Below are 13,581 nucleotides of genomic sequence, written 5' to 3'. Positions count from 1 at the left end.
CCGCCAGTCATTGAATATATCTCGAGCACCGTCCGGACGACCTCTGGCCTCAGACCGCTCTCTACGAAGCTGCGTCCGCCACTCCAACCCACCTGACTAACGGCGGCAACCTTCATCGACTGGAGCCTCTCCTACCCATGACCACCTTGTAATCATAGTCATTCATCACCTCGCCCGTGACTTCATTCTTGTAGAAGTGCACCTGGTAGTACCCGTAGGGGCTCTGCTTAGTGAGAGTTGTCCGCTTGCACCACTGGTTAGCGCCCCCTCGCTGGGCAAAGCGCGACTGCAGTGCGCGGTCTCAAATCGGCTGTCTTGCAGTTGAGCTACCGTTCGCTTCTAATCCCTCACGATCTTCTCGACCCCAAGACACGCGACGAGTTCGTCCAGGGCGGGCGTGAGGAAGACCTGAAACTTTAGACCACCGGAAGGACGGTCATCCACGTAGCCGATACACAGCTCCTCCTTGGAGGTGTCTCTGAGGTCGGCGACGGCCTTGGTGAATCCAACTGGCCCCTGCCGCGGTTTACCCGCCGCCATTGCGAGAGCAGGAGAAGAACTTGACTGCTTGGCGCACTTGCTCGGAATTGGCTACCTCTCTGACCGTGCTCGAATCTGTTTCGCGAGCCGCCTGCTTCGGTGACGGACAGCCTGGGGCAAGACGCCTGATTCAGAGATTCGAAGTAGCTGACCCCGAGTCTCATCAAGCTCGAAGAGTAGGTCCTTCTGCATTTTCTCCAGCCACTGAATCGCGAGATCTGTCCAGTATGCCTGATCGCTACGCAGTGCTGAGGCGACTACCTTTTCGAGAAGTCCCCGGGGCGATCCCCCTACTCTGGGTGAAATTGTTGGCCACGCCTCATTGAACTGCTCAAGAGCGCTGACCATGTCGCCTTCTAGTAGCGGCCAGAGGGAGACTGGGTAGTCCATGTCAATTTCGCTGCGCGGCCGGTCCCTGTCTCCTGTCCACAGGCCTGACTGATCTTGGACTACTCCGATCCAGTCACCACCAGGTCGCACTACTAACGGTTGCCACATCGCTCGTCATCCATTCCAGCGAGTGTATCCGGCATCAATCCCATGGCTTCGTAGGAAGTCGCTGAATTGTTGGCGCGTACGCTCGGACCATCGGTCTCCATAGTGTCCGCTCTGCTCGTCAAACTGCATTCGCCCACTGGCGTCCCGCCTAAATATCCCCCCCAATACCTGGCTTTCGTCAAGCGAGCCAGATCTCGCCAGGCGCTCGTGAGGGCTCCCAGGGATCGCGAGATGGGCTTTGGGGTCTCCGACTAGGAGTCTGTTGACCGTCGGGTCGAAGACGTACTCAATTCCTCCTCGCCTAGGCGAATAGACCTCGAACGCTTTGATGGACCTTACATTCTCGCTGACTTCAAGAACACCTGGGGCTGGGCCGCTACCGCAGTTCGATCCTCCACACGCCTCGTCGCCGGATGGCTGGTCAGCGTCTAGGTCACCGCGGGTGAAGCCCGTCGAACTCCAGGGAGAGGGGCCCTCTCCGAGCAGTCCCCCGCGCAGCGGAAGGAGCGAACCGATCGCACGCGTCGGGCGAGCTCCGAAGCCTGCCAGGAGGCCGGATGCGGAGCTGAGGAAGTCTCCAGCGTCGCAGCCTTCGACACTTTGCAAGCACGCCATGGCGTCTGCGATCTGTTGGTCGAGGTCGAGTGTCTCCTCGAGCCCGACCTCGGCACGGCAGGTGCTGCGGAGCAGGCGGGGTCCACACCCGCCGTTGTCGGTCATCTGGGTCGTCGTCGATGCGGAGGCTCCGGTGCGTTGCTGGACCCAGGAGCCGTTGAAGATCTCCGCGGCAGCTTCGATGGCAGGGTTGCCGCCGACCGCGCAATCCATCGCTGCAGCGCCTGCACCACCGAGAGCGCAGGCCAGTCCGGCCGCGGCGTCGGGCGTCATCACCTTCGGGAGCTCTGTCCAACCGGGCTGGATCCGGGTGAAGATGTCGCCGTCGGAAGCGGCTCTCAACGCTTCCAGCGCGAGTCGAGCGGCCTCCGCGACCGGGTCGAGTGCTACCTGATTGGCTTGCTCCACGGCTGCGACTGCCGCGGCAGTCCCGGTGCCTCCGTTCGCGAAGCCTCCACCGGGAGCCCCGGCAGGTGGCGCTGCGACTCCTCGGGCCGGGGCAGCTGCCCGCGCGGGAGTAGCGGCTCGTGCGGGTGCCGCTGCCCTCGCCGGGGCCGGCGTCTGCGCCGTGGGCGGGCTGAGCGGCCTGATCACCGGCAGTAGACGAACGGGCATTGATACCGGACCCGCAGATCCGCCCCCGCCTGCCGAGCCGACAGCGCTGACTACCCGCGTCACCTGAACCGCGCGCACGATGGCGGTCACGATTGCGGGGATGAATTGCAGGAAGTGCCCGGTGGGGTCGATGTGAACGAGCGGATTGGCGTTTCCGTACTGGTGGCGGTTGGCGTTCACCGAGACGGGGCTGCCGGGGAGGGTCATGCTGTCGCGACTGTCGAATTGCCCGGTATCCGGGTTGTACCAGCGGGCGGCCATGTTGACCCGGCCTGTGGAGCTGTCGGTCCATTCGCCTTGGTAGCCGAGGTTTCCAGCCATCCCGCCTGACCAGATCGTGGCGCCCAGCGGGTCGTACCTGGTGTAGCCGACGATGCCGGTGCCGGCGGACTCGTACTGGGCGATCTGGTCGTTGTGCAGGTCGGTCCAGGACCAGCGTGCGTCGAGACCGGGGCCGCTACCGGTGACCGTGGCGGCGACTGTGCCGGTGGGGTTGCGCACGTAGCTGGCGGCGGCGTCGGCGGCGAGGGTGTTGCTCAGGCCGCTGTAGGAGTGTCCGGCCAGGACGGACCGGCCGAAGGCGTCGTAGGTGTAGGTCTGGGTGCCGCCGGCGTGGTCTTGCTCGATGGCTTGACCGAAGGCGTCGGACAGGGTCGCGTCGCCGCCTGCGTCGGAGAGGGTGCCGCGCGCGGTGTAGGTGTAGGCGGTGCCGTCAGCGGTGAGTAGCCGGTTGCGGGCGTCGTAGGTGAAGGTCTTGGCGCCGTTTCCGGTGCGGTTGCCCGAGGCGTCGTAGGTGTAGTCGGTGCTGGTGCTGGTGCTGGTGTCGTTCCACGAGGTGAGCCGGTTGGCCTCGTCGTAGGTGTAGCTGTCGTAGGTGCCTGCGCCGCCGTCGTCGACCCACTTGGAGGTGAGGTTGTCGTTGGCGTCCCAGCCGTACTCGACGATCGTTTGAAGTGCGGCGCCGGCGGTGAGTTCGTCGCTGACCAGGCGGTGGGAGGTGTCGTAGCCGAAAGTGCGGACCTGCCCGCCGACACCGTGCCCGATCCCGGTGACCTGGCTGAGGTCGTTGTAGGTGAACTCCTGGCTGCCGGTGTCTGGGTGGGCGAGGGTGGCGAGTCGCCCCGCGGCGTCGTAGGTGTAGTCGGTGACGCCCGCCGCGTCCGTGCGCTGGGTCATGCGGCCGTCGTCGTCGTAGGTGAACGACGACGCTCCTGCCGCCCCCGACACGCTGGTTTCGAGGCCGCGGTCGTCGTAACCGACGGTGACCGTTCCTGCCCCTGCGGTGGCGGAGGTGACCCGTCCGGCGAGGTCGCGGGTGAAGGTCTGGGTAGCGGTCGCGGCCTCCGCACCGGTGCCGGTGCGCTCGACGAGCCGCCCGAGCTCGTCGTAGGCCGACGTGGTGGACACCCCACCGGGCAGCGCGTCGGTGGTGGCGTACCCGGCGAGGTTGTAGGTGGTCGTCCAGGTCCGGTCGGCCGGGTTGGGGTGGGCCGCTGTCGGGGGTTCGATCTTGCTTTCGGGCAGGTGCCAGCTGTTGTAGGTCGTCCAGAACTCGTTGCCGCGCCCGTCGAGGAAGCGGGTCTGGTTGCCTGCGGCGTCGTAGCCGAACTCGGTCTCGATCGCGGGGGCACCGCCGCCGACGGGTTCGCGCTGCCAGGTCAGTTCGCCGCGGCGGTTGTAGTCATAGTCGAACTGGTTGCCGTTGCGGTCCCAGAAGGTGCGGACCAGCCCGGCCTTGTCGAGGCGCTGGTGTTCCCAGGTCAGCAGAGTGTCGGTGGCGTCGTAGGTGCCTGCGCCGCCTTGGCGGCCGGCGAGGTCGTAGAAGGAGCGGCTGTAGGTGTCGTCTGGGAGGGTGACCCGGATGATCCGGCCGGCACCGTCGTAGTCGGTGCTGGTCGTCTCGCCGGCGCCGTCGGTGCTGGTGGTGACCTCACCTGCGGCGTTGTGGGTCTGGGTGGCTATGACGCCTTCCGGGGAGGTGACCTGTGTGAGTCGGCCGCCGGTGTCGTAGGTGTAGGTGGTGGTGTGTGCGGTGGAGGTCTGCCGGACGACCTCGGTCGAGGTGAGCGGCTGCCCGAGCATGTCGTAGGTGGCCGTGACCATCGCGCCGGTGCCGTCGGTGGCCGAGAGGTGGTTACCGATGGTGTCGTAGGTGAACAGCTCCTGCCCGCCGTCTGGGCGGTCGATGCGTGAGACGTTGCCGAGCTGGTCGTAGCCGTACTCGGTGGTCTCCCCCATGGGGTCGGTGATCGAGGTGAGCTGCCCGACCTCGTCGTAGGTGCGGGTCTGCTGCGGGGTCTGGCCGCTGCCCGCGCCGGGAGCGGTGTACTCCGCACCCTGTTCGGACACCAGCCGCCCGGCGCCGTCGTAGCCCAGGACCTGCCAGTTGCCGTTGGCGTCCTCCCGGTCGGTGACCTCACCGAAGGTGTTGTAGCCCGTGGAGGACGTAGCCGAGGCGGTCACCGGGGACACCCCGGCGATGCTGACGAGCGCGGGTGGGGCGGTCTCGGTGACGAGCCGGCCGGCCTCGTCGTACTCGAGGTAGACGGTGTTGCCGTTGGGGTCGGTGCGGCTGGTCGGCAAGCCGTCCTGCCCGAGCGCCGCGCTGGTGCGGATGACCCCGGAGTCGGGGTCGGGTGCGGCGCCGGAGTAGAGCTCGCCGATCTGGGTGGCGTCGAGCGCAGCCTGGACGACGACGACGTCGTCGAGGCCGCCGGTCCAGTGGTCCACGGAGATGTCGTTCCACTGGCCACGCCCGATGGTGAGCGGGCCGTCCGCGGTCCAGCCCTTTGCCGCGCGGGCCTGGGTCTGCTGGTGTGCGCCGTTCACATAGAGCGACACCGTGCCGGCTTCGGCGTTGTAGACCCCGGTCAGCAGCGTCCAGGTGTTCAGCGCGGCGCTGCCGGTCGATCGTGCCTGGACCTCCCCGTAGGAGACGGTGTCGGTATCGGGCATGGTCATGGCCCACCGGTTGGCGCCGTGGTTGTAGCCCAGGAAGAACGCGCTCGGGAGGTTCCCGTCCGCGGCCAGGGCGTTGCGGTTCGCGCCGCCTGCCGCCAGGCTCACCCACACCGACGCAGTGAAGCTGCGCGCGGTGTCGATGGCCGGGCCCGGCGTCTCCAGGGAGCCGGACCCGGTGAAGGTCGCCGAGCCGCCCCGGTCGATGGTCCACCCCAGCCCGCTCCCCACGCTCGTGGCGGGGTTGTTCGCGCCGGTGTCTCGGGCGGTCGTGCCGCTGGTCTCGTCCAGCGGCCACCAGCCGGCCGGGCTGGTCGGGTCGTCGGACAGGTAGCGGGTCGTGGCGGTGACCCGGCCGAGCGGGTCGTGCATGGCGTCGGTTCGCCCGACCATGACCCCGCCCGGGCCGGTGTCCAGCCTCGAGGTGATGTGGTCGTCCCGGTCGTAGCTCCATGTGGTGGTGCGGTCGAGCCCGCCGGGGTCCAGGGTGCCGGTGGTCTGCCTGCCCGCGGCGTCATAGGCGGCGGTGCGCTCTGTGGCGCCGTTGTTGGTGATCTGGCGGACGAGGTTGCCTGCGGCGTCGTAGGTGTTGTCCTCGACCACGAACTCGGCCGTGCCGTCCGTGCGTACGGTCGTGGCGGGCAGCCCGTTGTCGGTGTAGGTGTAGCGGGTCGTGTAGCCCATCGCGTCGTGCTCGGCGGCCAGCCGTCCGGCCGGGTCGTAGTCCTTGGTCAGGGTGATCAGGTCGGCGCCGGGGTCCGGGTCGTTCGGGTCCCCCACGAAGTTGTTGATCTTGACGAGGGTGAGGCGGTCCTCGGTGTCGTAGAGGTTGGCCAGCACGCGCCCGTCGGGTTCGATCTCTTTGAACATGCGGCCGAGGTCGTCGTACTCGTAGTAGGTGATCTCCCCTTCCGGGTTGGTCACCGAGATCAGCTGACCGAGGCTGTTGTAGGCGTTGGTGGTGCTGCGGGCGGCGTCGCCGCCGGTGACGTCCTCGGTGGTCTCCTCGACGGCGCGGCCGTCGGCGTCGTAGTCGATGGTGGTGCGGGCGGTGTGGGTGGCGCCGGTGACGGCGTTGAGGACACCGGGTGCGGTCTGAGTCTCCACTCGGCCGAGCAGGTCGTAGGTGGTGGTCCAGGTCAGGCCGCCCGGGTGGGTATCGGTGTACTCGGTGCGTGTGGCTTGGCGGCCGAGGGCGTCGTAGGTGAACTCGGTGCGCTTTCCGGCGGCGTCGATGATCTCGGCGACATCGCCGCTGGCGAAGTAGCGGATCGTCTGTACCGCCCCGCCAGGGGTGATGACCTCCGTGGGGAGGCCGGCGGGGATGGTGCCGGAGTCGACGGCGGGGTGGGTGCCGGGGTGGGAGTAGTCGGTCTCGGTGACCCGCCCGAGCGGGTCGGTCACCGAGGTGCGGTGGCCGTAGGCGTCGTAGCCGTAGCTGGTGCGGTAGGTGTCGTCGCTGGCGGAGCTCGAGCGGCCGTCGCGTTCGGTGAGCATGACGTCGTTGCGGCCGTCCGGGGCCGGGTTCTCGGTGGTCGCGTCGGGGAAGTAGGTGTAGTACTCCGAGGAGCACTTGTCGGCGGCCTGGTCCTGGCAGGTGATGAGCTGGACGGTGTTGCCCCGGACGTCGTACAGCTCCTGGGTGACCACCCCGCGGGGGTCGTAGACCATGTTCCGGTCGCCGCGGACGTCGTAGCCGTAGTGGGTCATGTTGCCCAGCGAGTCCTCCGACGACACGACCCGGTTCTTCACCAGATCGACCGTGGAGGCGATCTCCGCGCCGCCGGGCTTGGTCACCACTGTCGTGGCGACCGGCATGGTCACCTGCGAGGCGACGCCGGAGAGCATGGTGTAGGCCAGCGGCACGGTGCGGGTGGCTGCGTCGTGGGTGTCGGCGATCTGCTCGGCGGACAGCGCGGAGCGGTAGATCGCGGTCTCGGCGATGGAACCTGGGAAGTACCCGGCGGTGGTGGGTCCGTGGGAAGCCCAGCTGCCGTCCCAGCGGCCCGCACCGAAGTAGGCGTGGCCGGAGCCGATGTCGCCCATCACGTCGTGGACTTCGCCGACGAGCTCGCCGTCGAGGTAGAGCTTGTGGACGTCGTCGTCGAAGGTGAGCACGGCGTGGTGCCACTGGTCGTCGTTGACGGTGCCCGAGGTGGTGACCTGGTTCCAGGCGAACCCGCCGCGCAGCTTCCCGTCGGTGCCGACGTAGAGGGCGGGCACCCAGTTCCCGCCGACCATCGAGCTCATCGGGTCGTTCTGGTAGCCGTAGAGCACGCCTCCGGCGCTGGTGTTGGGCATCTTGAACGACACCGCCACCGACACCGGGCCGTCCCCTGGCATCCCCCGCTCGCCGAGATCCACATATGAGGAGGTCCCGTTGAACGCCGCGGCGGTGGTGCCCGCGAACGGGCCGGGTGAGCCGAGTGTGACGCTGTTGTAGGTGGCCGTGCCGCCGCGGACCTGGTTGACCGCATCGACGGTGCCGGTCTCGCCCATGCGCCAGTAGTCCGCCGGAGCGCCGCCGAGCATGGAGGCGACGTAGACGTCGCTACTCCCCCAGACCTGCGGGTTGTTCAGGCGCCACTGGCCGCCGTTCTCGTCGATGAGGCTGTGCACGCGGCCGGTGACGGTGTCGTACCAGATCTCGGCCTGCATGCCGCCCGACGGGCGGGTGATCCGCTCCAGCACCGGGTGCCCGTTGGTGCCCAGATCGTGCAGCTGTGCGACGGTCTGCTCGGGTAGCGGCCGGTTGAAGAACGCGACATCGGAGATGTCGCCGGTGAAGAAGCTCGCCGGGGCAGGTGTCGAGCCGCTGTTCGCGTGACCGGGCCAGCCGCCGCCGACGAAACCGGCGCCGACGTAGACGTAGGCGGAGTCGTCGCCGAGGTTGTTGATCGTGTTGATGGTGAACTCGTCAACGAGCTCCCCGTCGAGGTAGAGCTTCTGCACCGACCCGGCACCGGTCAGCGCGACCTGGTGCCACTCGCCGTCGGTGACCGACCCCGGGGTGATCAGCGGGGTCGTGCCGTCGTTCCAGAACTGGCCGCGCAGCTTGCCGTCCGAGCCGATGTAGAGGGCTGGGACGTAGGCACCCGAGGTGCCGCCGGGTTCGGTGATGGGGTCCTCGCTGTAGCCGAAGAGGACTCCGCCCGCGGTGCTGGTGCGGAACCACATGTTGATGCTCTGGTACTGGCCCTCCACGACGAGCCGCTTGGGCAGCTCGACCCGCGAGGAGGTGCCGTTGAAGCCCGCCGAGGTGGAGTCCGAGCTCGGCATCGCCTGGCTCTGCTCGAGCGCGACGTCGGTGTAGACGGCCTTGTCGGTGCCCGCGTTGGCCAGCACGCTGCTCGACGCGGTCGCCGTGCCGGTCTCCTCGTTGAGCCGCCAGAACCCGGTCGGGCCCTCGTTGACCACGGCGTTGGCGTGCTGAGACACCCACCTGTTGTCGTACTGGGTGCAGGTCGCCGGAGTCTCCGGAGCACACACCTCGGTGAGCTGGTCGGCATCGCCGTAGGAGTAGGTCCACACGTCCGTGCCCGACCAGGACACCGGCGCCGACGCGCCACCGGCCTTGGCGTGAGTCACGTGCGCCACGGTCGATCCGACCGGTGTGCCCCAGTTCAGCCAGACGACCCGCCCAGAAGCCGAGGTGATCGACTCGGCCTGCCCGGAGCCGTTGTAGCCCAGGGTCAGGGTGCGGCCGCTGGCGTCGGTGATCGTCGTCAGCCGGAACACCCCGGTCCCGCCGGCCTGGCTGAAGGTGTAGACGGTGGCGTTCTTCTCCGTGAGCGTGTAGCCGGTGACGGTGGTGCCGCTCAGGGTCGCGGCGACCCGGGCGTGGCTGCCCTCGAGTGCGGTGAACGATCCGTCGGGGTTGCGCCCGAAGGTGGCGTCCTTGCCGTCGGGCAGGGTGACGGTGACCATCGCGACCGCGCCGCCGCCCGCGACGGGTACCTCGGTGGCGCGGGCGTCGAGCAGGCTCGACCAGCCGGCGCCCATGGCGTTGGTCCGCCGCATGTCGAGGCTGTTGTAGTGCCGTGTCAGCGAGGCCTCCGGGCCCACGGTGACGACCTGGGCGTCGGTGGCCGACGCGGTGTAGTTCCCGATGGTGGTGTCGAACCCGCGCCCGGCGTTCTGACTCAGCCGGCTGTTGAGCGCGGGCTGCGGAACGGCGGTGCCGAAGGCCATCGCCGGCGTCGTCGGGCCGTATGCGCCCTGGTCGAACGGGATCACCGTCCACAGGTAGCGCTTGCCCCACTCCAGCACGCCGGCGGGCACGTCCCAGTGCGTGCCGAGCCAGCCGGAGTTCGCCACCTCGGTGGCCGACTCGTCGAAGATCGTGAACTTGTAGGTCAGCCCCAGGTTGGGCCAGTTGTCCGGGTCCGAGCCCTCCACCGACAGATGCGGGGTCAGGGTCCCGACCTCGGTGTTGTTCGCCGGGTACCGCAGCCCCACCTGGGGCGGGGTGTTCTCGGTGTAGGTGACGTCGATGTAGGGCCGGTACGAGCTGGAGTAGTCAGACGAGGTGAACCGCTTGAACGCGTTGTTGTCGACGTCGGAGGCGATCAGAGCGAGCCCGTTGTTGGTCGGGGTGGTCGCCCAGCCCTCGATGACACTCGCCGCGATGGGGATCTGGATCCACGAGCCGATCGAGCGGTCACCGGTGGTGTTCGCGCAGGCCACCGAGTGATTGGTCGGTGTTGCTGTGCCTGCCAGCGCCGCGCCGAAACCCGGCCCCGGGAAGGTCGCCGAGGCCAGCCCGGAGGCCGTCCAGGGGCTCGTCACCGAGAAGGCGTTGATGGGCCTGTACTCCGAGCAGCTGACCACCCGGGTCATGAACAGGTTCAGGTTCGCCGACGACACCGCGCCGAAGGTCGTGCCTTGGGTGAACTCGGGGAACTTGACGAAGCCACGTGACCTGGTCGCGCCGCCGTTGAAGGTGCCGACGGCGATGGAGTCGCCGTTGTTCGCGGTGCCGGCGTCGTCGTCGACCATCGCGTCGTCGACCTGCACGGTGAACGCGGTCGGGTCCACCCGAACCGGATACTGGCGTGCGGGATCGTCGAGCCAGGCGCGGTCTGCGCTCACCTGAAGCGCCAGGCCGCCGTCGTGCTCGACGAGCGCGTAGTCCACCGCGGTGGACTCGGCGAAGCTACCGCCCACGGGGTCGACGTTCGCGTCGCGCATGTAGCCGTTGGGTACGTGAACGACCACCTCGCCGGCGGTGTTGCGCAGATCGACAGCCCCGGACTCGGTGAGCTCCGGGGTCAGGCCGGACAGCGTCAGCGGGAACAGCCACGACGACGCCGCCGCGGGCGAGTTGAGGACCAGGGTCTCCTTGACCCCGGTCGCGGAGAGCTGGAGCTCCAGGTCGGTTTCGGGCAGCACACCGGCGTAGGTCGCGACCGAGTCCACGTAGGTCGGCACGACGCTCGCCGCGCCGTCCAGGCGGTAGCCGAACTCCTCCCCGTCGGTCAGACGCAGCGTGACCAAGTCCTCCTGCGCCGGTGCACTCGCCGCGGCCGGAGCGACATCTGCTGCAGGCTGGGCCGGCGGAGCCGCCTCCGGCTCGGTCGGGGCGGGCGCGGTCGGCCCCTGCGCTGTCGGGACGGTCGGGCCGACCTGAGGCGCCGACTCAGGCCCCGGTTCGGTCCCGGACGGGGCGGCCGGGTCCGACGATGGCGTGGTCGTTCCCGGTTCCGGGTCGGGGATGGGTGCGGCCGTGGGTTCGGCCGGGGCAGGAGCGGGGTCCTGTGGGGCTGTCACGTCCGGGGTCCCGGTGGCCGGGTCAGGAGCGGTCTCGGTGGCCAGGGAGATGTCGAGACCGTTCGCGGCGGGGCGCAGGCGCCCGTCACCCCGCTCGACGAGAGTGGAGTCGATCGGTTGCCAGGAGCCGTCGGCCGCCTGGAAGTTCGCGGGGCCGGTGAACACACGTCGGGTCACCGAGCCGTCCGCGTTGGCGTAGACGTCGATGGTGGCGCTGGACTCCTCCGCCAGTCGCACGCTGGTTTCGGGGTCGAACCGCGCCTCAGTCGCCGGGGTGACTGCGGGCTCGGCAGCGACCTCGAACGGCGCGTAGGGCTCGACGGTTCCCGGCTCCTGCTCGACGGGCCTGCCCATGCCGTTCCCGGAGCTGGTGGCGTCGGCCGGTACCTGTATCCCGACATCTGGTGCCCGACCGCCGCCTGGTTCGGGCACCGCGATGTCCGCGGCATCCGGGAGAGTCTCAGAGTCCGCGGCCCATGCCGTCGTCGACCCGATCCAGCTCCACAGCCGCGAGAGGCCGATACCGTCCGTCGAGCTCGGCGGCGTCAGCATCGTCAGCATGATCGCCATGACCGTGACGACGCCGACCCGGCGTGCCGAGCGCGCCACCCGGCGCAACCCGCCCCCGCCCTGCAGCGGCGCCCGCCCGTCGCCGGACCGCGCGGCGACGCGAACCCGACGGCGCACGGCACAACCGATGATCATCTGACGAAGCTTGATGGGTACGGACACGGCAGACTCCCTGGAGGTGCGCTGAAAGACGGTGACGAGCGGGCGACTCAGTCGGCGAACTGCGTCAGTTCCTGCTGTATCGCTTCGGCCCAACCGCCGGACGGGCCCGCAGCGAGCGCGTGCACATTGGGGGCCGTCCGGGCCCGGCTCGGTGACGACGAACCGAACGCCTGGATGCGAGGCGGCCTCGGCGAGCGCCGCCTGATTGGCCAGGGTCCCGCCCGCGACGACCACGTCGCATCCGGCCGCTGTGAGACCCGTGAGGAACGCTCGGGCGCCGTCGATCGTCTGCGGACCTCGAACCGCTCGGTGCTGAACCCTGATCAGGCTGTCCGTGGATGCGGCCTGCATGCCCGCCCAGAGCTGTCCGGCCTGCGGATCGCGCAGGCCGTCCGAGCCGGTGAGCAGGCACGCCGACTCCTGGCGGTAGTGGCGAGCCCGCGCAGGCTCAGGCCACAACGCCCACGCCACGGCACCGATGACCATCAGCGCGACAGCGCCGACCGTGATCGGCAGCCACCAGCGCCTGGCCCTCGCTGTCGTGGTCAGACGGGTCGGTCCCGGCTCGCTCATGGTCGCCTCCAGGCATGGGCTGTCGAACCGGAACCGCGCAGGTCGATCAGAGCGTTCATCGGTACTGCCTGATCCAGTCGACCATCATCTCCGAGGGCCGGTAGGGGCCGTCGCCGTTGAAGGCGTCGAGCTGGATGGTCATGTGCATCGCTCGTGGCGGCTGATGGCCGGGTTCGCAGTCGGCGAACCATTGCGCGCCGTCGATGTAGCCGATGATGCAGCGATCGGTCCACTCGACGGCGTAGTTGTGCCACTGGGTGACGTCGAGAGCGCGACTGGTCTGGGTCTGGCTGTTGGAGGCGCCGTAGTGCAGGAAGAAGTCCACGTTCTGCCTGTCGGGGTCGGAGATCTCGGCGTAGTCGACCTCTCCGCCCACGGGCCAGTCCTCGGCGTCGGGCCACAGCAGCAGCACGGGGTGGTAGTCCGGGTCCCCGACAGGTGCGCGCATCCGTGCCTCCCACTTGCCTCGGTACTGCCCTGTTCGATAGGCCATGCCGCCGGAGTCACCGGCTGTGTTGCCGCGCACCGTCACCACGTCGCCGTCGACCGACCAGGCGGACGCGACCCGGCGGCCGTTGTTGTCGTGACCCGCGCCCTCGTAGAGGCCCCATCGGGCGGGATCCGGGGGGCCGACGTAGTCGAACTCGTCCCCGGCCACCGGGGCGCCCCACCCGAGCAGCGCAGCCGCGGTCTGCCCTTCGACACCGGGCACGACCGAGGGATCGCCCCCTCCCGGCTGCGTCACACCGCCGCCCGGAGCCGGAGTGGGCGGGCTGAGAGGCGGTGTCGTCGGCGAAGGCCGCGGCGGGGCCGGAGCTCGAGTCGGTTGTGACACCGTGGGCGCCGGTACCCGGGTGGCAGGCGCGGCCGCGGTGGGCGCCGGTCGGGCTGTCGGGGTCTGAGGGGTGGGCTGGGCGGGTTCGCCCGGCGCAGCCGAGGGCTGCGGGGCACGACTCGGCGCTGCAGTGGTCGCCGCGGGGGTCGACGCACGTGACGGCGGCGGTGTCGCCGCAACCGGGGCAGGGCTCTGCGCGGCGGATGTCTGGCCTGCGGGTGCCTGGGCTGCGGGCGTCGGAGTGCGGGGTGCCGCACGGGTCGGTGTCGAGCTCGTCGCACGGCCGGCCGATGGGGTCTGCGACCGCGAGCTCGCTTGCGCGGTGCCTGCGGGATCGGTCTCCTCCGGCTCACACGGTCTGATGGCCACGTCGAGGTCGCCTTGGGCGCCCGCACCGCCGGCCGCGGGGTCGGAGCTCGCCCAGCGGGCTTCCCGACAGGCTCCTG

General features: G+C 69.1%; 3 protein-coding genes. All 3 read right to left on the bottom strand.

What is annotated here, in order from left to right; translation table 11 throughout:
* Positions 1 to 339 precede the first annotated feature (339 nt).
* Complete coding sequence (locus BLS43_RS29750; protein ID WP_143030289.1) at positions 340 to 540, bottom strand: hypothetical protein; 201 nt, start codon at positions 538 to 540, stop codon at positions 340 to 342.
* A 504-nt stretch (positions 541 to 1,044) separates the two neighbouring features.
* Positions 1,045 to 11,700 carry a LamG-like jellyroll fold domain-containing protein gene (locus BLS43_RS31825; protein ID WP_093089860.1) on the bottom strand — a complete coding sequence of 3,552 codons (10,656 nt, stop codon included), beginning with the start codon at positions 11,698 to 11,700 and terminating at the stop codon, positions 1,045 to 1,047.
* Positions 11,701 to 12,355: 655 nt separating this feature from the next.
* Complete coding sequence (locus tag BLS43_RS28775; RefSeq protein WP_218130055.1) at positions 12,356 to 13,012, bottom strand: glycoside hydrolase family 16 protein; 657 nt, start codon at positions 13,010 to 13,012, stop codon at positions 12,356 to 12,358.
* Between the last annotated feature and the right edge of the window lie 569 nt (positions 13,013 to 13,581).

The sequence above is a fragment of the Pseudonocardia oroxyli genome (assembly GCF_900102195.1).
GTDB lineage: Bacteria > Actinomycetota > Actinomycetes > Mycobacteriales > Pseudonocardiaceae > Pseudonocardia > Pseudonocardia oroxyli.
This window is presented reverse-complemented; position numbering and strand designations above follow the sequence as displayed.